Below are 23,853 nucleotides of genomic sequence, written 5' to 3' on the forward strand. Positions count from 1 at the left end.
CTAGGGTGATCGCCATGCCGCAGTCGATCCTGGTGACCCACGACGGTGCAGTCCTCGACCCCGACGTCCCATTCCTCCACGCCGACGACCTCGCAGCGGTGCGCGGCGACGGTGTGTTCGAGACCCTGCTGGTGCGAGACGGGCGGGCGCGCAACGTGTCCCGCCATCTCGAGCGGCTCGAAACGAGCGCCAAGGCACTCGACCTCCCCGCGCCCGATCTCGACCGGTGGCGCACCGCGATCAGGACCGGACAGCGGACGTGGGCCGAGAAGAACGGCCGTGACACCGAGGGTCTGCTGCGCATCGTCTACTCGCGTGGCCGGGAGAGCGCGCCGGTCGGTCAGGCCGCACCCCGCGAGCACGCCGAGACCGGCATCACCCGGGAGTCCAACGAGGCGACGGCCTACCTGACCGTCGGCCCGGTCGCCGACCGCATCGCGACCGTGCGGACGGAGGGGACGTCGGTCATCACGCTGACGCGGGGCTACTCGGTCGACCTCGGGGCGTTGGCCCCGTGGCAGCTTCTGGGCGCGAAGACGCTCAGCTACGCGACGAACATGGCCGCGCAGCGGCACGCTGCCGCGCAGGGCGTCGACGACGTCATCTACACCTCGAGCGAGGGGCAGGTCCTCGAGAGCCCGCGGTCGACGGTGATCGTGCTGAACGGCGACACGCTGACCACGCCGCCCGTCGAGGACGGGATCCTCCCGGGGACCACGCAGCAGGCGCTGTTCGAGACGGCCGAGAAGGAGGGGCTGCGCACCGAGTACCGCTCGCTCCGTGTGGCCGACCTCGTCGTCGCCGACGGCGTGTGGCTGCTGTCGAGTGTCACCCTCGCCGCGCGCGTCCGAGAGCTGAACGGCTACGAGATGCCGGAGCCCGCACGCGCGGCGGAGTTCGCCCAGCTCGTCGAGAAGTCGATCGAGGACTGACCGGCCTTTACCCGTCGAGGCGGAGCTTTCGATCCAAATTTATACCGGGGGTTGTTCTGTCCAATCTCCTCCGATGCCAAGATAGGTTTGGACTATTCCCCGATAGCCGCGTGGGATGGTCGAACACCATTCTTCGGGTACTTTACGAACTACAATCTTTCCATCGATTAGAAAGTGCAGGCTCAGCCGCCAATTGGCCGCTACAGTGGTCGAAACGTTCGATACTCTAAGCTCCAACGGGTCTGCGAAGGTTACGTTAAAATCAATTGGCAAATAATGGGCGTCCGCCAAGTTTCGAGAGTCACGGCACCGGACTTCTCTAGCATCGAGGTCGACTTCAAGATTGAGCGCCTCAACCGGGCCTCCAATTGCGCGAGTTAAAGCAATCCCTGGCACCTGCTCAACCGGGGTCACGTCGACTGACACCTGCTTTAGAATGGCTGACGTCTGTTGGCGAGCCTGAATTGTAAGATTGAAAATAGTGAAGCCCAATGGTAACGCCCTGTTTCTCTGCACCCAGCCTGGCGGCGGAAAGTTCATGTCAGGTCCTGGAGCGACCGCGAGTTCGCGGATACTTCTCACACCCGGCACGAAGTAACTCGAAACCGGACTTCGAGGCTGGTCGAATGATATCGAGATTCTCCGACCTGGCGTGTAGTGCGAGAACAATTTGCCGATCCCCGAAGCAAATATTCGGCCTGTAGAAGCAAAAATCGATACTGGTTCCAAGGGGTTCCCCGTTTCTAGCAAAGTTGAAGGAACGATATACGAAATGCCAACACCTCAAACGGAGGTGGCGCCCGCAACAGTGCGCCGGGGTCGCAGTCCCCGGCGTGACCGGGGTCTCTGTGTCCTAGGGAACACCTAAACCGCTGGTCATCACGACCTGGCCGGTCTACGTTCATCGGTAGTACTACGTCTAGTAGTAGCTCTCGCGGATGACTCCGCGAGCCGTGTCGACGACGAGGTCGGCGATGAACGCACTCGACATCTCCCGATGGCAGTTCGGGATCACCACCGTCTACCACTTCATCCTGGTCCCGCTGACGATCGGCCTCGCGCCGATGATCGCGGTGATGCAGTCCGTGTGGACGGTCACCGGCAACGAGCAGTGGTACCGCGCGACCAAGTTCTTCGGGAAGCTCTTCCTGGTCAATTTCGCTCTCGGGGTCGCGACGGGGATCGTGCAGGAGTTCCAGTTCGGGATGAACTGGAGCGCCTACAGCCGGTTCGTCGGCGACGTGTTCGGCGCGCCACTCGCGCTCGAGGGGCTCGTCGCGTTCTTCCTCGAGTCGACCTTCCTCGGGCTGTGGATCTTCGGCTGGGGCCGGTTGCCGAAGAAGGTTCACCTCGCGTGCATCTGGCTCGTGGCGATCGCGGTGAACGCGTCGGCGTACTTCATCATCGCGGCCAACTCGTGGATGCAGCATCCCGTCGGGGCGCGGTTCAACCCGGAGACGAATCGGCCCGAGCTGACCGACTTCTGGGCCGTCATGACCAACAGCACGACGCTGGCGGCGTTCCCGCACGCGGTGGCCGGATCGTTTCTCACCGCAGGGACATTCGTCGCCGGGATCGGCCTCTGGTGGATGATCCGGGCGCGCCGCAAGGCCGACGTCGCGTCGTCGCCGGCGGACGCGGCCGTGCTGCGCCACGACGCCCGGACACTGCACCGGCCGATCACTCGGATGGCGCTGTGGATCATCGTCGCGTCGGGCATCGCGTTGGGGATCACCGGTGACATGCAGGGCAAGCTCATGTTCGAACAGCAGCCCATGAAGATGGCGTCCGCGGAGTCGCTGTGCCACACCGAGACCGGGGCGTCGTTCTCGGTGCTGACGATCGGTACGCACAACAACTGCGACTCGGTCACCCACCTCATCCAGATCCCCTACCTCACATCGTTCCTCGCGACGAACACCTTCGACGCCACGTTGCCCGGTGTCGCGGAGATGCAGCAGCACTACGCGCAGACGGTCGGGCCCGGCGACTACCGCCCGAACCTGTTCGTCACCTACTGGGCCTTTCGCGCGATGATCGGCTGGGCCGCGGGCTCGGCGCTGCTCGCGCTGGCCGGCCTCTGGTTCACCCGAGGCGGTCGCGTCCCCCAGGCACGCTGGCTGGGACGTCTGGCGCTGCTCGCGATCCCGACACCCTTCCTGGCGAACAGCTCCGGGTGGGTCTTCACCGAGATGGGCAGGCAACCGTGGATGGTCGCGCCCAACCCTGACGGTGACCCCGCCATCCATCTGACCGTCCAACAGGGGGTCTCGGCGACGTCCGTCGCCACCGTCGCCACGTCGCTCACCGTGTTCACGCTCGTCTACGGCGTCCTCGCCGTCGCCTGGTTCGTGCTCATCAAGCGCCACGCCGAGACCGGACCGTCCGCGGCGACGTCGCCGACCAGCGAGGACGAACCCGGCATGCACGACGACGCCGCGGACGACGAACCCGCCGAACACCTCTCGTTCGCCTACTAGGAGATCGCCATGTCACTGCCCGAGATCTGGTTCCTCGCCATCGCGGTACTCTTCGGCGGCTACTTCCTGCTCGAGGGGTTCGACTTCGGCGTCGGAATGCTGATGCCGTTCCTCGGCCGCCGTCGCGGGGAGACGTCCGCCGAGGCCGACACCCGACGCCGCGTGGTGCTCAACACCATCGGACCGGTGTGGGACGGCAACGAGGTGTGGGTGATCACCGCCGTCGGAGCGATGTTCGCGGCGTTCCCCGCCTGGTATGCGGGCATGCTCAGCGCCCTCTACCTCCCGATGTTGCTCGTACTGGTGGGCCTCATCCTGCGGGTGGTCGCGATCGAGTGGCGCGGCAAGATCGACGACCCGCGGTGGCGACGCTGGTGTGACGTCGGCATCGGCGCCGGGTCATGGATCCCCGCATTCGTCTGGGGACTGGCGTTCGCGAACCTGGTGCGCGGTATACCGATCGACGGCGACGGACGGTTCGTCGGCGGCATCGGTGATCTGCTGAGTCCGTACGCCCTGCTCGGCGGGCTCACGACCGTCGCACTGTTCGCGGTCCACGGCGCGGTCTTCCTCGCGCTCAAGACCGACGGCACCATGCGGGTCGCGGCGACACACATGGCACGACGGCTCGCACCGCCGGCGGCGGTCGTGGTCGCCGCGTTCGCCGGCTGGACCCAGGTCGACCACGGGGGCGGACCGACCGTCGCGGCTGCCGCGGTCTGCGTCGGCGCACTCGTCGCGACGACCGTCGCGGTCGCCGGTGGACACGGGCTGCCGAGTGTGCGACGCGAGGTGGTCGCATTCGCCACCACCGCCACCGCCATCGTCGCGATGACGGTGTTGCTGTTCGGGTCGCTCTGGTCCGCGGTCATCCCGTCGACGCTGGACCCCGCGTTCTCCCTGACGATCGCGGACGCCGCGTCCAGCGCGTACACACTGCGGATCATCTCCTGGGCGTCTCTGGTGGTGCTGCCCGTCGTGATCGGGTATCAAGCCTGGACGTACTGGGTTTTCCGACAGCGCATCTCACTGCAGCAGATCCCGGCCTCGGTCGGCATCCCCCTCCGTCGTGATGCGAGCGCGCGATGAGCGCGGCGCCGATCGACCCGCGGCTGCTGCGGACGTCACCCGCGGCCGTGCGCACGATCGTGGTCACGGCGGTCTGCGGCATCATCTCCGCCGCAACGGTCGTGGTGACCGCGGTGATGGTCGCCTCGATCCTGTCCGACCTCGTGAGCGACCCGGCCGCACGGACGGTCGCCGCGCAGCGGACACACCTGCTGGTGCTCGTCGCAGCGATCGCGGTGCGTGCGGCGACTGCGGTCGTCCACGACCGCCTGGCCACCCGCGCAGCCGGGCGGGTGATCGCCGACCTGCGTCGCCGGGCACTGGACTCGCTCACCGACCCGGCGCGCACCGCACCGCGAGACCTGCACCGCCGTCGCGCCGACGCGCTCATCACCCTCACCCGCGGACTCGACGCGCTGGAGCCGTATCTGACGTCGTTCGTCCCCACACTCGCTCTCACCGTGACCGTGACTCCGGCCGTGCTGGTGGTGATCGCGCTGGTGGATCCGCTCTCGGCGCTGATCATCGTCGTCACGCTGCCGCTGATTCCCGTGTTCATGGTGCTCATCGGGAAGCTCACCCGCGACCGCACCCGCGCCCGCCTGGACGCCATGAACCGTCAGGGCGCAGCGACTCTCGACCTGATGGCCGGTGCCCCGACGCTGCGGGCGTTGCACCGGGCACAGGCGCCCGCGGAGCGGATCACCGAGCTGGGGGAGCGGTCGCGTCGGACCACGATGAGCGCGCTCCGGCTGGCGTTCCTGTCGGGTGCGGTGCTCGAACTCCTGGCCACGCTGTGTGTCGCTCTGGTCGCCGTCGGGATCGGCCTGCGGCTGCTCTACGGCGAGATGTCGCTGTACGACGGTGTTCTCGCGCTCGTCCTCGCGCCGGAGGTCTACCTGCCGCTGCGAGCGGTGGGTGCACGGTTCCACGAGTCCGACGCCGGCCGCACGGCCGCCGCCGACGTCCTCGACCTCGTCGACACATCCCGGCCGACGTCCCGCCACGGCGTACAACCGTCACCGGTGGGGGAGATGACCGTCGTCCTCGACGGCGTCGGTGTCCGCGACCGGGACGGCTGGGCGCCGCGTGCTGTGACCGGGGTGCTGCGTCCGGGCACCCTGACCGTCGTCACGGGTGTGAACGGGGTCGGCAAGACCACCCTCCTGCACCTCATCGCCGGACTCGTCCGCCCGGACGCGGGCCGCGTGAGCATCGACGGCGTCACCGTCACCGACATTCCCCGGTCCGGGCTCGTGGGCCGGATCGCGATGACCGCGCAACCGCCGCTGCTCGTCCCGGGCACGGTCGACGCGAATCTCGCGGCGACCGGACCGCTCTCGTCGGCTGCGCTCGACGAGGCGGCCTCAGCGGTCGGATTCGACGCCGTGCTCGCAGAACTCCCCGACGGGCCCGCGACGTGGATCGGGGCCGGTGGGGTCGGACTCTCGAGCGGGCAGCGCCAACGCCTCGCCCTCACCCGTGCGATCGCCGCAGACGCCGACCTCCTGCTGCTCGACGAGCCGACCGCCCACCTCGACTCCGACGCCGAGGCCGACGTGATCGCCGCGCTCCGGGCACGCGCCCGCGCCGGGGCGACCGTCGTCGCGGTGAGCCACCGGCCCGCGGTCGTCGCAGCCGCCGACCAGGTGCTCGACGTCCGCCCATCGCGGAGCGCGGTCGAGGGGGTGACCGTCGATGCGTGACGACCCGCTCGTGCGCGCCGCACGGATCGTCGGCCTGCCGATCCGGCCGCTGGCGCGATCGCTCGCGCTGGGCGCTCTGGCCGCGCTGAGTGCGCTGGCGCTGGCGGGCTTCTCGGCCTGGCTGATCACCCGCGCCTGGCAGATGCCACCGGTCCTGTCGGTGGCGATCGCCGTGACGAGCGTTCGCGCGCTGGGAATCTCGCGCGCATTGCTCCGGTACCTCGAGCGGTTGTCCACGCATGATCTCGCGTTGCGGTCGATGGCGACAGCCCGTTCGCGCATCTACGCCGCGATCGCGGGAGGTGCAGGTTCCCTCGCTGCCCGGATCCGTCCCGCCGACGTCGTCGCGCGCACCGGACGCGACGTCGACGACATGGGCGAGTCGCTGGTGCGCGCCGTCGTGCCCATCGGTTCCGCCGCGGTGAGCGCGATCGCATCCGTCGTCGTCCTCGCGGTGGTGTCGCCGTGGGCCGGTGCCGCGATCGCGGTGGCCTGGGTGGTGGCCGCCGTCGTCGCACCCTGGTGTGCGGTGCGGGGCGCCGCGCTGGTGGAAAGGTCTGCTGCGCAGGCGCGCGACGAGGCAGCGGCACTCACGATGACGCTCCTCTGGCACGCCGCGGAACTCGAGGTGTCCGGGAGGCGTGCGGAACTCGCCGCCCGTGCCGCAGCGGCGGAAGACCGTGCCCGTCGAGCCGCCGACGCCGGCACCCGTGTGCGGTCGTGGGCCGCGGGCGTCCTGCCCACGGTCTCCGGTGCCTGCGTCCTCGTCGCGTGCATCGTGGGTCTGGTCACCGCGGGTTCGGTCGACGCGACCACCCTGGGAGTACTGATCCTGCTGCCGCTCAGCGCATTCGACACCGCCACGCCCCTCGTCGACGCTGCCCGGCAACTGCATCGCAGTCGGGACGCGGCGTCGCGGGTGCTCGCCGTCGTCGACGCCGCTGGCGAACCGACCGCGGACGGTGACGTCCGGCCTGTCGAGCAGTCGACACCCAACGTGGTCGTCGGCGAGGACGTGCGGTGGGGTCATGCCGGCCGACCGGCAGCCGGACCGATCGCCGGCGGACTCACTCTGGGTCCCGGGTCCCGCGTCGCCGTCGTGGGCCCCTCGGGATCAGGGAAGACGACGCTGCTCGCGACGATCGCAGGACTGGTGCCACCCGTCGACGGAGCTGTCACGGTCCACGACGAAGACGGTCCGGTCGATCCCGCGGAGACGATCCGCTGGTTCGCCTCCGACGCACACGTCTTCGCGACGACCATCCGCGAGAACCTCCTGGTCGCCCGCGGTGACGCCGACGACGCACGGCTGTGGGACGTCCTGGACCGCGTCGGCCTCGCCGGCTGGGTCCGGGGACTCGACGGCGGTCTCGACCACGTGCTCGCATCCGGTGCGGACGCGATGAGCACCGGTCAACGCCGACGACTGCTGCTCGCGCGGGCGCTGATCTGCCCGGTGCCGGTCCTGCTCCTCGACGAGCCCTGCGAGAACGTCGACGCCGACGAGGCCGACGCGCTCACCGCGGCCCTGCTCGACCCGAACGACGGTCTCGTCGAACCGGAACGGGCCGTCGTGGTGGTGACGCACCGACTGCCGCGGGACTGTGCGGCGACCGCTGTCATCGATCTCGGCGGTTCGCCCACAGCGAAGGACCCCACGCCGAAAAGCGATTGCCGACTCCACGATCCGCGCGTAACTTCGGGTGTACACGAGGAAGGAGGTGGTCTGAAGTTGCATGACTTATGGACACGTGAGGTGACCATCAGCTAGGTGGCGCCCAACGCCCGGGTTCTCCCGGTGCGGGTCGCCCGCCTCACGGCAGCGGCGCCGTCACCCGAGCGAATCCACGGTGGTCACCCGGCCCCCGCACCCCCACCCGTCCAGGTGGGTCCGGCCACGCAAGTGGCGGTGCGGGGGTCGTCCCATTTCTGCAGAACCCCCGCACCGACGATCGGTGCGGGGGTTCTCCTGTCCCGGGGGCGTCAGCCGCGCTCGTAGCTCCTGATCGCGTCGGCGGCCAGGGTCTTCGTGGTGCTCTGGCCGTCGAGGGACTCGCGGATGAGGTCGGCGTGGCCCGAGTGGTGCGCGGTCTCCCGAAACATGTGCAGCAGGATGCGGCGGACTGTGTGGTGCTGCCGGACCGGGGCCCACGGTGCGATCGGGATGGGGATGACGGCGTCGAGATCGGGCACGGTCGCGACGAACTCGTCGGTGAGCTGGGACTGCTTCGTGTACCTCTCCAGCCATCCCGCGAACGTCTCGTCCTCCGACATCCGATACCGCTCCTCGAGGTCGACGTCGAACTCGGCGTCGGGGTCGGCCGCGAGGATGGTGGCGATCCAGTACTCCTCGAACAGCGCGAGATGCTTGATCAGGCCGCCGAGCGTCAGCGTGCCGACCGGCCCGGGAGTGCGAGCCTGCTCCTCGGAGATCCCGTTCACGGTCACCAACAGGCTCCTGCGCTGGTCGCCCCAGATCTCGATGAGGGTCTCCCGTTCGCCGGGGATGCTGGCCGTCGCGATCATCATGCGAACAGCTTCTCACCACGCATGCGGTGGTGCATCAGCCCTCCGGCGGATGTGTGTATCAGCCGACGTGCCGTGACAGCTTCGCCGACAGGCGCGGTACGAGGTCGCCGTCGGCGTCGACGCGTTCCTCCACGTACGCGAGATCGCCGTCGTCGACGAGACCGTACAGTCGCTTCGCGCCACCCACCTTGCGCCCACCCGCGGAGCCCGACGCCGACGTGATGACGACGTCGGTCACCAGTTCCCAGGACGTCTGGGTGAGGGGCTTGCCGTAGAAGAGTTCGATCCAGCCCTCGGCGTGGGTGGCCAGGAACTCGATGGTCTCGTCCGAGTCGGGTCCGGAGATCCGCCAGTACCCGGTCTCACGGAGATCGGGGCCGACGAAGTGGGCGTCGTCGTCGATGCGCCACGAGCGCGACTCCCACATCAGGTAGGGCCCGCCGTCGTGGCTGATCACGATCTGCTGGCCGAAGGGGTAGTCGCCGGTCTCGGGGTCGTTGCCCTCACCGAGACCACGCCACACACCGACCAGGGGCAGCAGGCCGAGCAGTGCGGGATTCAGGTCGGGGCCCTGCCGCAGGTTCGCGGTGTCGTCGGGCGCGTCCAGGCCGGCGAGGGACGGGATGTTGCGGTCGGCGGTGATCTCCGCACGGCGCGCCGCATCGGCGATCGCCTCGTCGGCGCTGCCCGGGACGGGGCCGTCGGGGGAGGGGTCGCTCACGTCGGACGTGTCAGGACTCGTCGGTGATGAGGCGGTACAGCGTGTACAGCCCGAACCACACGATCGCGACCGTCGCAATCACCAGCAGGATCTCGAAGAAGATGACCACGTGACCAGTCTACGACTGCGCTGTGGGGTGGGTATCGTCGGCGTCCATGTCCGACGACGCGTCCCAGCCCGGTGCGATCGCAGAGGTGATGCGGCGCAACGTGGCGGAGGTGTTCTCGATCACCGACGACGTCGCCCGCCGGCGACTCGTCGAGGAGCTCTATCACCCCGACGCCGGATTCCATGACGAGGAGGGAACGGTGTCGGGGCATGACGCGATCGACGCCAAGATCCGGTCGTTGCAGCAGGACGCTCCGGGGCTGACGTTCTCCGTCACCGTGGAACCGAGCGTGGTCGCAGACCTGGGCCGGATCTCCTGGGCCCTGGGCCCGGCCGACGGACCGGCGGTGGTGTCCGGCATGGATGTCGGCCACGTGCGGGACGGGCGGATCACGGAGCTGTACACCTTCCTCGACCCGCGGTAGGTCCCGCGACGCGACATCGCCCTCACCGCGGGTGCGGTGAGGGCGACGGTGGTCGTGCGGGAGGCGCGGTCAGCTCGTCGTGGCCACGGTGACGTCCTGGTCGTAGACGCCGGTGCCGTCGGGGCTGACGGTCACGTCGCCGTTGCCGCGAGGCGACAGCGCGCGGATCGTCCAGGTGCCCGGCGCCGCGAAGAACCGGAAGTCGCCGGTGCCGCTCGCCACGACCTCGGCGGTGAACTCGCCGGAGCCGTCGAGCAGGCGCACGAACGCGCCGCCGACGGGCTGTCCGTCACCGTCGAGGACCTGGCCGGTGAGGACCGTCTCCTTCTCCACGTCGACGCCCGCGGGCAGCTTCTGACCCTGCTTCGGTGCTGCGCACATCACTTGCCCTCCCCCAGCTCGACGGGTACACCGACCAGCGAGCCGTACTCGGTCCAGCTGCCGTCGTAGTTCTTGACGTTCTGGTGGCCGAGGATCTCCTTGAGCACGAACCAGGTGTGGCTCGACCGCTCACCGATGCGGCAGTAGGCGATGGTGTCCTTCTCGCCGTCGAGACCTGCCTCCTTGTACAGCTCGGCCAAGTCCTCGTCGGACTTGAAGGTGCCGTCCTCGTTGGCCGCCTTGCTCCACGGCACGTTGATGGCACCGGGGATGTGGCCGGGACGCTGGCTCTGCTCCTGCGGCAGGTGGGCCGGCGCGAGGATCTTGCCGGTGAACTCGTCCGGGCTGCGGACGTCGACGAGGTTCTTGCTGCCGATCGCGTCGACGACCTCGTCGCGGAACGCGCGGATCGACAGGTCGGGGTCGGAGGCCTTGTAGCTCGCCGCCGGACGCGAGACGGCGTCGGTCGACAGCGGGCGGCCGTCGAGCTCCCACTTCTTGCGACCGCCGTCGAGCAGCTTCACGTCCTGGTGGCCGTAGAGCTTGAAGTACCAGTAGGCGTAGGCGGCGAACCAGTTGTTGTTGCCGCCGTACAGCACGACGGTGTCGTCGTTGCTGATCCCGCGCGAGCTCAGCAGGTCGCCGAACTGCTCGGCGTTGACGAAGTCGCGACGGACCTGATCCTGCAGGTCGGTCTTCCAGTCGAGCTTGACGGCGCCCTGGATGTGGCCGCCGTCGTAGGCGCTGGTGTCTTCGTCGACCTCGACGAAGACGACGGAGTCGGTGGTCAGGTTCTGCTCAGCCCAGTCTGCGCTGACCAGGACATCGGAGCGAGCCATGGTGGTCCTTTCGGGTGGAACGGATCGGTGGTGCGAGATGCCGAGACGACGACCGCGACGAGCGGCGCGAGAACGGGCGTGGACCGACACGGCGGACGGTGAGGAGATCAGACCGTCGGCACGGACGGTCACGAGACGACTGCGCGTCGCGGACCGGTGTCAGCGACAGCAGCAGGTGGCGAGTCGACAGAAATCGATCGCCCGGCGGCGGGTGAGCAAGTACTCACGACGCGACTGCATGGCGCCGACAGTAACAAAGGTCACTGATGGTCAGCGGGGGAGGGCGTCGGTGTACATCATGTAGATCTCCGTGCTCTGCGCGGTCAGGAAGAGCCCGGGATCCCAGGTCCGGCTGTGCGGAGTCCCTTCGATCATGATGTCGCTCCCGCTGCTCCGGGCGGATGTCGCCGTCGCCCCCCATGCCATCGGCAGGCCGGGGACCGTGGCGGAGAAGCGCTTGAGCACCGCTGCCCGGTCCGCCTCGGCGACCGTGGTGTCGGAGTGTTCCTCGGGGCCGTCGTAGAAGCCGGTGGCGGAGAGGCGGAGGGCGCCACCGACGGTCGAGAGGTCGACGGTGACGCTGACCTTCTCGTCGGGTCGACCGGGACCCGGCGACACGCTGCCGGTGAGCAGTACGCCAGACGTGCGACTCAGCAGACCGTCCTGCGGGCCGCCACCTCCGGCGGCGCCCTCGGGTGCAGGTGTGTTCACCGTGAGGTCGTCGATCCCCAGCAGACGTCCCATCGCCACGGAGTCGAGGGTCGTCGACGCGGTCGCGGATCCGACCTCCATGAAGACCGCGCCCTGGGGGAACGGGTTCGAGATCGACGCCGCCGGGACGCGGACGTCGCGGAGGCGGGTGCGGAGGTCGGCGTGGCAGGGGTCCTTCACGGTGCAGCTGTCGCCTGCGTACACCGGCACCGCGCGCGCGGTGATCCCGATCGATGAATACCGGCCGTCGGCAACCGAGCGGAACGCGGGAAAGCCCGAGATCGTGACCTCCGGCTCGAAGGGCAGTCCGCGATTGCCGTTCGTCGGCTCCACGAACGCTCGCGCGAGGCTGCGCTCGGCGTTGATCGCGATGGCGGTGTCGGTGCCGAGGGCCCCGAGAACGGCGACGACGACCACGATCACGAGGCCCCAGACAACGCGGCGGAGGCGGGGCCGACTGCGCAGGCTGCCGACCACTCCAGGCTCCTCACCGCGCCGCCGATACGGGCTCGTCCAGGGTGAAGCGCTATCCTTTCCCTCACCCTGCATCGTCGTCGCTGCAGCGTACACACGTGAGAGACCGCCGCCGGAGATCGGAGCTCGCATGGATCTCTTGTTGCTGACGGCAGATCCCGCCCCCGAATCGGTCGTCCCGTCGCTCGCACTCCTCGCCCACACGGTCCGCGTCGCGCCGACCGAGGTGTCGTCGTTGATGGAGGCGGGCAATGCGGACGTCGCGATCGTCGACGCCCGCACCGACCTCGCCGCGGCACGCGGACTGTGCCGGCTCCTCGGGAGCACCGGGGCATCGGTTCCCGTCGTCGCCGTCCTCACCGAGGGCGGTCTCGTCGCGGTGAACGCCGAGTGGGGTCTCGACGACTTCCTGCTCCCGACCATCGGTCCGGCCGAGCTCGACGCCCGCCTGCGACTGCTCGTCGTCCGCACCCGTGGCGGCGAGAGCGAGGAGGCCGCGGGCAGGGTGTCGCTGGGGGAGTTGATCATCGACGAGGGGACGTACACCGCGCGCCTGCGCGGCCGTCCCCTGGATCTCACCTACAAGGAGTTCGAGCTCCTGAAGTACCTCGCCCAGAACGCAGGCCGCGTGTTCACCAGAGCGCAACTGCTGCAGGAGGTCTGGGGGTACGACTTCTTCGGCGGTACCCGTACCGTCGACGTGCACGTGCGGCGTCTGCGCGCGAAGCTCGGCGCCGAGCACGAGTCGCTCATCGGCACCGTCCGCAACGTCGGGTACAAGGCCGTCCGTCCGGCTCGTGGTCGAGACGCCGACGGTCGCGACGACGACCTCGACGCCGACTACGACGACACCACCGAAGATCTCGACGACGAGTTGCGATCGATGAGCAACGGTGGCTGAGGCCGGCCAGAAGGTCCTGGCTTCGCTGGACGCCGAGACCGCCCGCGCCGCACATGCTCTGGCCGAAAGGGCAGAACGTGTCGACGGGGTGGCGCCGCTCTCCGAGCAGGCCGTCGTCGGCATCGACACCGACCGGGTGACACATGTCGTGTTCCGTTCCGACGCCGGTGATCTGCTGGGGTACGCCAACATCACCCCCGGCCGCGACGGCGAGCCCGCGATGATCGAGGCGGCCGTCGACCCCGACCATCGGGGGTCCGGCCACGGGAAGTCGTTGCTGCACGCAGCATTCGACGCCGCGTCACCGCCCACGCGGGTCTGGGCACACGGTGACCTGCCGGCGGCCTCGGCACTCGCGACCTCCCTGGGCCTGAAGCCGCTGCGAGAGCTGTTGTCGATGCGACGGCCGCTGAACGACGCCGATCTGCCGCTGCCCGCTCTCGAGGTCCCCGACGACCTGGTGCTGCGCACCTATGTGGGACCGCAGGACGACGCGGAGATCCTGCGCGTCAACAATGCCGCCTTCGCGTGGCACCCGGAGCAGGGTGGCTGGACGCAGGACGACATCGACGCGCGCACCTCGTCGGGATGGTTCGACCCCGAGGGACTGTTCCTGGTGTTCGACCGATCCGACCCGGACACCCTGCTCGGTTTCCACTGGACGAAGGTGCATCCCGCGACCGACGACGAGCCCGAGATCGGCGAGGTCTACGTCGTCGGCGTCGACACGGGCACGCAGGGCAGGGGATTGGGTCGTCTGCTCACCCTCGCCGGCATCGCCCACCTCGAACGGTCGGGTCTGACCACCGTCGAGCTGTACGTCGAAGGCGACAACACGGCCGCCCTGCACACCTATGACCGCCTCGGTTTCACCCGCCACTCGGTGGACGTCGCCTACGGCTGACCGCCGCAGTAAGTGGTCCACCTCACGTCGTTGGACCGCAGTCCGGATCGTTGCGCGAAACACGTCGTCACCTCGGGTAACGACCTCGCGGCTGCGTTCGCCGCCGCGTCGTGTGCAGGCGAGATCAATTCACCCTCCGTTCACCGAGCGTCGGTCGACCGTCCACCACCGGCCCATAGCTTTCAACCGACCACACGGCACCGGGGCGGTGGTCCCCTGCCCGCGTCATCGCGAGGCGACACGGGGCAGGTGCTCGACTGCTCCCCGGCACACACTCATCGGAGGACTCTGGCGTGAATCTCAACAGGGGCTCGGCGACCCGGACCGGCGCGATCGCCGTCGGCATCGTCGCCGCAGCAACTCTCACCCTCTCGGCCTGCAGCGGCGGGGCGGACTCGAGCAGCTCGTCGGGCGGTTCGAGCGCCGACAACAGCTTCAGCGGCCAGTCGATCAGCGGCGAGGGCTCCACCGCGCAGCAGAAGGCGGTCCAGAAGTTCCAGGACGTCCTCTCCAGCAACGGTGGGATCGTCCTCAACTACACCGGCAGTGGGTCCGGCGACGGCGTGAAGAAGTTCCTCGCCGGTGACGTCGACTTCGCCGGGTCCGACTCGGCGCTGAAGACCGACGAGGCCGCGCAGGCCAAGACCCGCTGCGCCGGCAACGACGCCTGGCACATCCCGCTGGTCGCGGGCCCCGTCGCCATCGCCTACAACCTGAGCGGTGTCGAGGGCCTGACGCTCAACCCGAGCGTGCTGGCCAAGATCTTCGACTCGAAGATCACCACCTGGAACGACCCGGCGATCGCCGCGCTGAACCCGGGCAAGAACCTCCCGTCGGAGAAGATCGTCCCGGTCCACCGCAGCGACAGCTCCGGCACCACCGACAACTTCCAGCGGTTCCTGCAGGACACGGCGAAGAGCGACTGGCCCTACGAGCACGACAAGACGTTCAAGGGTCAGGGCGGCTCGGCCGCTGCCAAGTCGACCGGCGTCGGTGACACCGTGAAGAAGACCGCCGGCTCGATCACCTACGTCGAGTGGGGCTTCGCCGAGCAGAACAACCTCGGCCTGGCCCAGATGGACTTCGGCTCGGGTGCCACACAGCTGACCGGGGACACCGCGTCGAAGGCCCTGTCCGAGGTGCAGTTCAAGACCCCGGGCAGCAAGGACCTCCAGGTCGACACGGACAAGCTGTTCGAGACCAAGACCACCGGTGCGTGGCCGCTCATGCTCACGACCTACGAGGTCGTGTGCTCGAAGGGCTACACCGGCGACAAGGGTGCGGTGCTGAAGTCGGCGCTGTCCACCATTGTCGAGAAGGGTCAGAGCGGTCTGTCCGACATCGGATACGTCGCCCTGCCCGACTCGTACAAGCAGACGCTGATGGGCACCATCAACGCCCTCGGCTGATCTTCGGCTGACCCCGCCGCGGGTCTGTGATCTCACAAGTGAGATTGCGGACCCGCGGCACCGGTTGAGAGACTTGGGAGACCCCCGACATGACCGAACTGCACGGCGACGACCTGCGCGCCGGTCGTACGGCCGACCTCGAAGGATCCATGACGACATCCTCGCTCAGCGGACCCGACCCGATGGACGGGGTGATCCCCGGTCCCACCCCGACCGGTGACAACGCCGATCGCCCCGAGGACGGATCCGGCTCCGTCACCCGGCTGGGCGATCGCATCTTCCGCACTCTCTCGGTCGGATCCGGCCTTCTGGTCTCGCTGCTCATCGGCCTGATCGCACTGTTCCTGATCATCCAGGCCGTGCCGGCCCTGATGAAGAACTCCGAGAACTTCTTCACCTACACCGGCACCTGGGTGACCGACGGTGACAACCTGCAGTTCGGCATCCTCAACCTGCTCTACGCGACCGTCGTCGTCTCGGTCATCGCGCTGATCCTCGCGATGCCCGTCGCCCTCGGTATCTCGATCTTCCTGACGCAGTACGCGCCCAAGCGGCTCATCGGTCCGATCACCTACCTGGTCGACCTGCTGGCCGCGGTGCCGTCGATCGTCTACGGCCTCTGGGGCATCCTCGTCCTCGGCCCGGCGCTTGTGCCGGTCAACACGTGGCTCGTCGGCAACCTGTCGTTCCTGCCGTTCTTCAACGAGCCGACCCAGGTCGCCAACATGTCCACCGGCGGCACCATGCTCACCGGTGGCATCGTGCTGGCCGTCATGATCCTGCCGATCATCACCGCGGTGACCCGCGAGGTGTTCGTGCAGACGCCCGTCGGTCATCGCGAGGCGGCCCTCGCGCTGGGCGCGACGAAGTGGGAGGTCGTGCGGGTCGCGATCCTGCCGTTCGGGTTCTCCGGCTACATCAGCGGATCGATGCTCGGCCTCGGGCGCGCGCTCGGCGAGACGATGGCCCTGCTGCTCATCATCTCGACGGCCGGCCCGCTCGACTTCAACCTCATGGAGAGCGGCGAGACCTTCGCCACCAAGATCGCCAACAACGCGGCGGAGTTCGACTCGCCGCTGAAGACCGGTGCGTACATCTCCGCGGGCCTGTCGCTGTTCGTCCTGACGTTCGTCGTGAACGCCGCCGCCCGCTCGGTCGTGACACGGAAGGCCAAGTGATGACCGCCACCACCACCGAACGTCCCGACCTCGGACCGGTCAAACGGACCCCTGCCGGGTTCACGCAGGTCACGCTGCGCCGCAAGGTCACCGACAACGTCGCGCTCGTGCTCGTCAGCCTGGCGCTGCTGATCGCCCTCGCCCCGCTGGTGTGGCTCCTCGTGACGCTCGTCGCCCGCGGGATCGAGCCGATCCTGTCGGTGAACTGGTGGCAGTTCGACGAGCTGCACGGCGGCGCGTTCAACGCCATCATCGGCACCCTGCAGCAGACGCTGCTCGCAGCGGTCATCTCCATCCCGATCGGCATCTTCGTCGCGATCTACCTCGTCGAGTACGCCACCGGGAAGTCGGTGCTCGCGCGGGTGACCACGTTCATGGTCGACATCCTCTCGGGTGTCCCGTCGATCGTCGCCGCACTGTTCGTCTACGCCGTGTGGCGGACGACGTTGGGCCTGCCCCGTTCTGGCTTCGTCGTGGCCCTGGCCCTTGTGTTGCTGATGGTCCCGATCGTCGTGCGCTCCACCGAGGAGATGCTGAAGATCGTCCCGCAGGACCTGAGGGAGGCGTCGTACGCGCTGGGTGTCCCCAAGTGGCGGACGATCGCGTCCATCGTGCTGCCGACCGCACTGTCGGGGATCGTCACCGGTGTCATGCTCGCCGTGGCCCGCGTCATGGGTGAATCCGCGCCGGTGCTGATCCTCGTCGGCTCGACGAGAGCGATCAACAACAACCCGTTCGAGGGCAACCAGCAGTCGCTGCCGCTGATGATGGTGCAGCAGTACAACAACGGCTCCGACTCCTTCGACCAGGTGTGGGGTGCCGCGCTGACGCTCGTCATCCTCGTCGCCGTCGTCTACTTCGGCGCAAAGCTGGTGTCCAAGCTGTTCGCTCCCAAAAAGGCCTAGCGGGAACCGCTTCCCGCCCACGACCACCACCGATCGAAACGGACCGAAGACATGGCCAAGCGTCTCGACGTCAAAGACCTGAACATCTACTACAGCGCGTTCCACGCGGTGAAGAACGTGTCGCTCGAGGTGGCGCCGCGCAGCATCACCGCCTTCATCGGCCCGTCGGGCTGCGGCAAGTCGACCGTGCTGCGGACCCTGAATCGGATGCACGAGGTGACACCGGGCGCTCGCGTCGAGGGCAAGGTGCTCCTCGACGGCGAGGACATCTACGGCCGCGGGGTCGATCCGGTGAGCGTGCGCTCCACCATCGGCATGGTGTTCCAGCGCCCGAACCCGTTCCCCACCATGTCGATCCGCGACAACGTCGTGGCCGGACTGAAGCTGCAGGGCGTCCGGAACAAGAAGGAGCTCGACGAGGTCGCCGAGCGCAGCCTGCGGGGCGCGAACCTGTGGGAAGAGGTGAAGGACCGTCTGGGCAAGCCCGGTGGCGGCCTGTCGGGTGGTCAGCAGCAGCGTCTGTGCATCGCCCGTGCGATCGCCGTCTCGCCGGAGGTTCTCCTCATGGACGAGCCGTGTTCTGCGCTCGACCCGATCTCGACCCTCGCCATCGAGGACCTGATCACCGAGCTGAAGAAGGACTACACGATCGTCATCGTCACCCACAACATGCAGCAGGCTGCGCGCGTGAGTGACAAGACGGCGTTCTTCAACCTCGCCGGCGTCGGCCAGCCGGGTCAGCTCATCGAGATCAACGACACCGAGACCATGTTCTCCAACCCGGAGCAGAAGGCCACGGAAGACTACATCTCCGGCCGCTTCGGCTGATCGACTCAACTACGACGAAGGCCCCCACCGGATTCGGTGGGGGCCTTTGTCATGCCGTGACCCCGTCGACTGGGCGGTTGGCGACGTCGACTGGGCGCTCGGAGATGTTCAGTGTGCGCAACCGCCCACTCGACGCGTCCTGCCGCCCACTCGACGCGTCCTGCCGCCCACTCGACGCGGTGGTCTCGCGCGCGGCAGGTGGGGTGTCAGGCGCCGAGGTCGGCGAACTGCTCGGGGGTCTTTCCCGTCGCCTGGAAGACCACGCGCCGACCGATGAGGACGGCGTGGTCGGAGAAGCGCTCGTAGTAGCGGCCGAGCAGTGTCACGTCGACGGCGGCGGCCACGCCGTGGCTCCACTCGCGGTCCATGAGGACCGTGAAGAGGTGACGGTGCAGGTCGTCCATCGCGTCGTCGTCGCTCTGCAGGCGCAGTGCGGCGGTCGGGTCCTGGTTGTTGAGCACCTCACGGGCGTTCAGCGCCATCTGCACGGCGAGCCGGCCCATCTCGGCGAAGTAGCCGTTGACCTCTTCGGGCAGAGCCTTGTTCGGGTGCCGGCGTCGGGCGACCTTGGCGACGTGCAGAGCCAGCGCGCCCATCCGGTCCACGTCGGCGACGATCTGGAAGCCGCTGACGATGGCGCGCAGATCGCCCGCGACGGGGGCCTGCAGGGCGAGGAGTGCGAACGCGCGTTCCTCGGCGGCCGCCGACAGACGGACGATCTCCTCGTGGTCGGTGATGACGGACTCGGCGACGGCGAGATCGGCCTGCAGCAGGGCCTGGGTCGACCGTTCCATGGCCTTGCCCGCCAGCTCGGACATCTGGCCCAGGACGGCGTTCAACTCCGCCATCTGCTCGTGGTACGCAGTACGCATACGCCGAGACTACTCACACCCGGCGAGCAGCCGGTTGTGCCGCGGTGAACGGGGGGTGAACCGGGTCACGTGTTGCAGGAGGTGTCCGCCCCGTTGGTGACGCTCAGGTCGTTGGGCAGTTCCACGGTCTCGTTCGACTGCGGGTTCTGCGTGACACGCAGCGGCGACCCCTGTGTGGGGACGTCGCCGATCGAGCCGGCGAACTGGCTGCCGAGCAACACCTCGATTCCCGACTTGACCGTGCGGTCGGGTTGGATGACAGCGCCGGGGATCATCGAGGCGACGGTGGCCGCAGCCGCCTGCTCGCCGGGACCGTAGCGGACGACGGTCTGATCCTGGTTCTGCGACGCGTCGGCGACGCCGCGGACATCGAACCCCTTGGTCGACATCTCGTCGGACACCCGCGTCGCGAGTCCCGAGGTCCCGGTCGCGTTGAGCACACGCACACCGATGCTCTCCGGCGACTGTGCGGAGGCGGTGACCTCGGTCGGTGCCTCGCTGGTGGTCGGCGACGGTGTCGACGACTCCGCCCGCGACGACGACGGCGGGGCCGCAGCCTTCTGCTCGCCGGGCAGCGGGTCGTCGTTGATGATCGCGTCGAAGATGGCGTTGATATCGTCGGTGCGCGGGATCTCGTTGTTCGAACCGTCGGTGGTGGTGCCGGCGGTCGGCACCGTGAGGAACGTGACGCGCCCTGCCTGCAGGCCGTCCAGCGACTGCGCGAGGTTCAGCAGGCTGTCGGTGTCGATCCCGTCGACGAGGCTGTACTTAATGAACGTGTTGATGATCCCGTTGAGCCGCGCCGGGTTCGACAGCACCTGGCCGGACAACATGCCACGCAGCAACGACGACATGAAGAGCTGCTGTCGCTTGATGCGGCCGTAGTCGCCGTTGCCCTCGCTCTCGACGGTCCGCGCGCGCACGTAGTTCAGCGCCCGCGACCCGCGGACGATCTGCTTCCCCGGCCGCGACAGGATCTGGCCGAGTTCGTAGTCGTACAACGGCGTCGGCGAACACACCTGTACGCCGCCGAGCTTGTTCACGACCTGTTCGAAGCCGAAGAAGTCCATGGCGATGAAGTGGTTGATGTTCAGGCCGGAGAGCTGCTGGATCACCTTCACCGCGCACTCGGGGCCGCCGTCGCCATAGGCGGTGTTCAGTTTCGCGCCGGTCTCCGCCGGGACCATGTCGGTGCCGTAGGTGCCGGTGTTGTTGTCCCAGCTGCGGCACTCGGGTCGGTCGACGGCCAGGTCGCGGGGGAACGAGACCGCCACCACGCGACTGCGATTCGCCGGGACGTTCACCAGGATGACGGTGTCGGAGCGGGCTCCGTCGGCCTCGGCCGTGGTACCCGCGCCCACGCGACCGTTCTGTCCCGCACGGGTGTCGGTGCCCACGATCAGATAGGTCTGGTCACCGGTCTGCGCGCCCTTGTTGCGAATGTTCTTGTCGTCGGCGTTCACTGCGGTGATGGTGCGGAAGCCGCCGTTGGTGGTGCGCAGATAGCCCCACACGAACCCGGTGCCCACCAGCGACAGGACGCACGCGAGGGCGACGACGACGCGACCGCCGGTGGTCGCTGTGCGACGGCGTCGTGCCCGGCGGTTCGCCTCGGCCAGGCGGGATCCGCTGGCGGGCAACACCGCAGGACGGGCGGACCGTCGACGTCGTCCGCCGCCGGTGTCCGCGTTCTCCGCTACCGGGGTGTCGACGACCGGCGGGATCGTCGTCGTGGGGTCATCGGGAGAGACGGTCGACGGTCGGACGGAGCCGCTCGAAGGGGGCTGCGGCCGATCGACGACCGGCGGGATGGTCTCCGTGCGATCGGCGTCCTCGGGCGGGCGGGGGGTCGCCGGACGGTCCGCGCTCGGTGCGGTCGGACCGGGCGCGGGCGGTGCCGGTGTGGGCCGGGGAGTCGGTGCGGGTCGCGGAGTCGCCGCGGGAGGCGGGGCGGGTGCGGAGGGCGATGACCCGCCGTCACGCTGCTCGATCTCGCGGAGCAGGTCGGCGACGGTCCGACGACGCCCGTCCGCGGGGATGCGCCCGCGGTCGGTGGGTTCGCGCAGCACCTCGTCGGAGGGCTGCTCGAGGCGACGGAGGATCTCGTCGCGACTCAGTCGCCCGGAGGGTCGAGAGGGGTCGTCAGAGCGCGAGGTGTCGCCCGGACCCGGGGATCCGGGTGGTCGCTCGTCGCTCACTGAACTCCTCTAGCAGGTGCTGGGGTCACGCCATGGTACGGGCGGAACCTGGCAAGGCAGGCATGTCATCCGCCCGAGTGCATGACCTCCGCGCCGTCGGGCACACAGTCGTCGTCGGGGTCGTCGAGCCAGCCGTCGGGCAGCGCCACCGCCGCCGGCGAGCCCTGGCGTCCGCGGGGGCCGTGGCCGTCCTGCGGGAACGGCGCGTCGGCATCGAGACGTCCGACGAGGTCACGCAGCTGCTCGACGGTGGTGACCAGCGCGAGGTCACGCCGGAGGTCGGACCCCACGGGGAATCCGCGCAGATACCAGGCGACGTGCTTGCGGATCTCCCGCATGCCCTTGTCCTCGCCGTGGTGGTCGGCGAGCAGACGCCCGTGGCGGACGATGATGTCGGCGACCTCACCCAGCGTCGGCGGGGTGGGCGTGGGCAGGCCGTTGAGGTGCGCGCTGAGCTCGGCGAAGAGCCATGGGCGACCGAGGCATCCACGGCCGATCACGACTCCGTCGCATCCGGTCTGCTCCATCATCGCGACAGCGTCGGTCGGCTCGAAGATGTCGCCGTTGCCCAGCACGGGCACGTCGGTGACGTGCTCCTTCAGCGCCGCGATCTGCGACCAGTCGGCCTCGCCGGAGTACCGCTGCGATGCGGTGCGCGCATGCAGCGCAACGGCTTTGGCGCCCTCGCCGGCTGCGATGCGCCCGGCGTCGAGGTGGGTGTGGTGGTCGTCGTCGATGCCGATCCGGAACTTGACCGTGACGGGGATGTCGGTGCCCTCCACCGCGCGCACCGCCGCGGCGACGATGTTCTGGAACAGACGCCGCTTGTAGGGGATCGCCGAGCCGCCGCCCTTGCGGGTCACCTTGGGGACCGGGCAGCCGAAGTTCATGTCGATGTGGTCGGCGAGGTCCTCGTCGACGATCATCTTGGCCGCGGCGTAGGTGTACTCGGGGTCCACGGTGTACAGCTGCATCGACCGCGGGTTCTCGGTCGGGCCGAACGTCGTCATGTGCATCGTCGTCGGGTGGCGCTCGACGAGCGCACGCGCGGTTACCATTTCGCACACGTACAGACCGGACACCGTTCCGGTGCGCTCCATCTCGAGCTCGCGGCACAGCGTGCGGAAGGCGACGTTGGTGACGCCGGCCATCGGGGCGAGCACGACGGGGCTCGCGAGGTCGAACGGGCCTATCCGCAGCGCCGGACGGGTGGATGCCGAAACCGCCGCGCCCGAGGTGTCGGGTGCGGCGGTCGCGGAGTCGAGAAGTGTTGTCACACGGTTCCTGTCAGGACGCGCGGGCCTCGCGCTTGGCCGCCTCGCGGGCCAGGGCGCGGTCACGCATCTCCTCGAACTTCAGGGTGTCCTCGCCGAGCTTCTCGGTGAACGCGTGCAGACGCTCGCGGTCCTTCTCGCCCTCGGGTCCGAAGTCGTCGCGGTCGAAGACGTTGAGCTTGCGGAGGATCGGCATGACGACCTCCTCGTGGTGCTGGCGCAGGTCGTAGATGCCGTGCTTGGCCATCAGCACACCGTGGCGACGGAAGTTCGGCATGCCTGCGCCGGGCATCTGGAAGTTGCAGATGACGTCGGTGATCGCGCGCAGCGTCTGGTCCGGCGTCAGGTCCATCGCCGCACCGACGATGTTGCGGTAGAAGATCATGTGCAGGTTCTCGTCGGCCGCGATGCGCTGCAGCAGCTTGTCGGCGATCGGGTCGTTGCAGGCCCGGCCGGTGTTGCGGTGGCTGACGCGGGTCGCGAGCTCCTGGAACGTCACGTACGCGACCGTGTAGAGGAGGCCGAGCTCGCCGCCGTGGGCCTCGACCTCGTCGGCGCGATCGCCGCCGACGCCGACGGAGGTGAAGCCGTTGGTCATGTGGATCATGCGCGCCTCTTCGAGCGCAACGGGATCGACGCCACGGGTCACCACGAGGTAGTCGCGCATGGCGAGGCCGTGGCGGTTCTCCTCGGCGGTCCAGCGACCGACCCAGTGACCCCATGCGTCGTCGGTGGAGAAGTTGTTCGCGATCTCGCGGTGGTACGAGGGGAGGTTGTCCTCGGTCAGCAGGTTGGTGATCATCGCGGCCTTGGCCACGTCACCGAGCTCCGACTGCTCTTCGCTCCAGTCCTGCCCGCCGAGGGCAGCGAAGTTCTGACCCTCGTCCCAGGGGATGTAGTCGTGCGGGTTCCAGTCCTTGGCCACCGAGAGGTGACGGTTGACGTTCTCCTCCGCGGCAGGCGACAGCTCCTTCAGGAGCTCGAGCTGGGTCATCTCGCGTGCCATGGGT

General features: G+C 68.5%; 21 protein-coding genes. 12 read left to right on the forward strand and 9 right to left on the reverse strand.

The window, feature by feature from the left end; all coding sequences use genetic code 11:
• Positions 1–14: 14 nt before the first annotated feature.
• The 5 genes from Q1A98_RS14370 (at position 15) to cydC (ending at position 7,957) form a co-directional block, all read left to right on the forward strand.
• Complete coding sequence (locus Q1A98_RS14370; protein ID WP_299574767.1) at positions 15–932, forward strand: aminodeoxychorismate lyase; 918 nt, start codon at positions 15–17, stop codon at positions 930–932.
• Positions 933–1,906: 974 nt separating this feature from the next.
• Positions 1,907–3,412: a cytochrome ubiquinol oxidase subunit I gene (locus tag Q1A98_RS14375; protein WP_299574769.1), complete on the forward strand. Its 1,506-nt coding sequence runs from the start codon at positions 1,907–1,909 to the stop codon at positions 3,410–3,412.
• Positions 3,413–3,421: 9 nt separating this feature from the next.
• Positions 3,422–4,501, forward strand: a complete 1,080-nt coding sequence (gene cydB, locus Q1A98_RS14380; RefSeq protein ID WP_299574771.1) for a cytochrome d ubiquinol oxidase subunit II — start codon at positions 3,422–3,424, stop codon at positions 4,499–4,501.
• On the forward strand, positions 4,498–6,186 hold the full coding sequence (gene cydD / locus Q1A98_RS14385) for a thiol reductant ABC exporter subunit CydD (protein WP_299574774.1): 1,689 nt from the start codon (positions 4,498–4,500) through the stop codon (positions 6,184–6,186). Before cydB ends, cydD begins: the two co-directional genes overlap by 4 nt.
• The gene (gene cydC, locus Q1A98_RS14390) at positions 6,179–7,957 is read left to right on the forward strand and encodes a thiol reductant ABC exporter subunit CydC (RefSeq protein WP_299574777.1); all 1,779 of its coding nucleotides are present in this window, start codon (positions 6,179–6,181) and stop codon (positions 7,955–7,957) included. The genes cydD and cydC overlap by 8 nt, the downstream gene beginning before the upstream one ends.
• A gap of 212 nt (positions 7,958–8,169) precedes the next feature.
• Here cydC and Q1A98_RS14395 read toward each other — a convergent pair whose 3' ends face one another.
• Complete coding sequence (locus tag Q1A98_RS14395; protein ID WP_299574780.1) at positions 8,170–8,715, reverse strand: DinB family protein; 546 nt, start codon at positions 8,713–8,715, stop codon at positions 8,170–8,172.
• A gap of 58 nt (positions 8,716–8,773) precedes the next feature.
• Positions 8,774–9,436: an FABP family protein gene (locus tag Q1A98_RS14400; protein WP_299574782.1), complete on the reverse strand. Its 663-nt coding sequence runs from the start codon at positions 9,434–9,436 to the stop codon at positions 8,774–8,776.
• A gap of 155 nt (positions 9,437–9,591) precedes the next feature.
• On the opposite strand from Q1A98_RS14400, the gene Q1A98_RS14405 reads away from it, so the two are divergent.
• Positions 9,592–9,969 carry a nuclear transport factor 2 family protein gene (locus Q1A98_RS14405; RefSeq protein WP_299574784.1) on the forward strand — a complete coding sequence of 126 codons (378 nt, stop codon included), beginning with the start codon at positions 9,592–9,594 and terminating at the stop codon, positions 9,967–9,969.
• 69 nt (positions 9,970–10,038) lie between these two features.
• On the opposite strand, the gene Q1A98_RS14410 is transcribed toward Q1A98_RS14405, so the two are convergent.
• The 3 genes from Q1A98_RS14410 to Q1A98_RS14420 all read right to left on the reverse strand — a co-directional run bounded on the left by Q1A98_RS14410 (position 10,039) and on the right by Q1A98_RS14420 (position 12,377).
• Complete coding sequence (locus Q1A98_RS14410; protein WP_299574785.1) at positions 10,039–10,350, reverse strand: DUF1416 domain-containing protein; 312 nt, start codon at positions 10,348–10,350, stop codon at positions 10,039–10,041.
• Positions 10,350–11,189, reverse strand: a complete 840-nt coding sequence (locus tag Q1A98_RS14415; RefSeq protein WP_299574788.1) for a sulfurtransferase — start codon at positions 11,187–11,189, stop codon at positions 10,350–10,352. Before Q1A98_RS14415 ends, Q1A98_RS14410 begins: the two co-directional genes overlap by 1 nt.
• 270 nt (positions 11,190–11,459) lie before the next feature.
• A complete protein-coding gene (locus Q1A98_RS14420; RefSeq protein ID WP_299574790.1) occupies positions 11,460–12,377 on the reverse strand; it encodes a DUF2993 domain-containing protein in 918 nt (305 codons plus the stop codon).
• A 127-nt stretch (positions 12,378–12,504) separates the two neighbouring features.
• Here Q1A98_RS14420 and Q1A98_RS14425 point away from each other — a divergent pair, with 127 nt between their 5' ends.
• The 6 genes from Q1A98_RS14425 to pstB all read left to right on the forward strand — a co-directional run bounded on the left by Q1A98_RS14425 (position 12,505) and on the right by pstB (position 18,499).
• Complete coding sequence (locus Q1A98_RS14425; protein ID WP_299574793.1) at positions 12,505–13,275, forward strand: response regulator transcription factor; 771 nt, start codon at positions 12,505–12,507, stop codon at positions 13,273–13,275.
• 25 nt (positions 13,276–13,300) lie between these two features.
• A complete protein-coding gene (gene mshD / locus Q1A98_RS14430; protein ID WP_299575362.1) occupies positions 13,301–14,179 on the forward strand; it encodes a mycothiol synthase in 879 nt (292 codons plus the stop codon).
• A gap of 293 nt (positions 14,180–14,472) precedes the next feature.
• A complete protein-coding gene (gene pstS / locus Q1A98_RS14435; RefSeq protein ID WP_299574796.1) occupies positions 14,473–15,588 on the forward strand; it encodes a phosphate ABC transporter substrate-binding protein PstS in 1,116 nt (371 codons plus the stop codon).
• 89 nt (positions 15,589–15,677) lie between these two features.
• Positions 15,678–16,766: a phosphate ABC transporter permease subunit PstC gene (pstC, locus tag Q1A98_RS14440; protein WP_299574799.1), complete on the forward strand. Its 1,089-nt coding sequence runs from the start codon at positions 15,678–15,680 to the stop codon at positions 16,764–16,766.
• Positions 16,766–17,671 (forward strand): phosphate ABC transporter permease PstA, encoded by a 906-nt coding sequence (pstA, locus tag Q1A98_RS14445; RefSeq protein WP_299574802.1) that lies wholly within the window; start codon positions 16,766–16,768, stop codon positions 17,669–17,671. The genes pstC and pstA overlap by 1 nt, the downstream gene beginning before the upstream one ends.
• Before the next feature lie 51 nt (positions 17,672–17,722).
• Complete coding sequence (gene pstB, locus Q1A98_RS14450) at positions 17,723–18,499, forward strand: phosphate ABC transporter ATP-binding protein PstB (RefSeq protein ID WP_299574804.1); 777 nt, start codon at positions 17,723–17,725, stop codon at positions 18,497–18,499.
• A 206-nt stretch (positions 18,500–18,705) separates the two neighbouring features.
• On the opposite strand, the gene phoU is transcribed toward pstB, so the two are convergent.
• The 4 genes from phoU to Q1A98_RS14470 form a co-directional block, all read right to left on the reverse strand.
• Positions 18,706–19,371, reverse strand: coding sequence for a phosphate signaling complex protein PhoU (gene phoU, locus Q1A98_RS14455; protein WP_299574806.1), 666 nt, complete (start codon positions 19,369–19,371; stop codon positions 18,706–18,708).
• A gap of 65 nt (positions 19,372–19,436) precedes the next feature.
• Positions 19,437–21,569 carry an LCP family protein gene (locus tag Q1A98_RS14460; RefSeq protein ID WP_299574808.1) on the reverse strand — a complete coding sequence of 711 codons (2,133 nt, stop codon included), beginning with the start codon at positions 21,567–21,569 and terminating at the stop codon, positions 19,437–19,439.
• 65 nt (positions 21,570–21,634) lie between these two features.
• Positions 21,635–22,768, reverse strand: coding sequence for a tRNA dihydrouridine synthase DusB (gene dusB, locus Q1A98_RS14465; RefSeq protein ID WP_299575364.1), 1,134 nt, complete (start codon positions 22,766–22,768; stop codon positions 21,635–21,637).
• Positions 22,769–22,856: 88 nt separating this feature from the next.
• Positions 22,857–23,849, reverse strand: a complete 993-nt coding sequence (locus Q1A98_RS14470) for an acyl-ACP desaturase (protein ID WP_299574811.1) — start codon at positions 23,847–23,849, stop codon at positions 22,857–22,859.
• Positions 23,850–23,853: the final 4 nt, after the last annotated feature.

Origin of the sequence: uncultured Williamsia sp., from assembly GCF_947494875.1 — a bacterium.
Lineage (GTDB): Bacteria > Actinomycetota > Actinomycetes > Mycobacteriales > Mycobacteriaceae > Williamsia_A.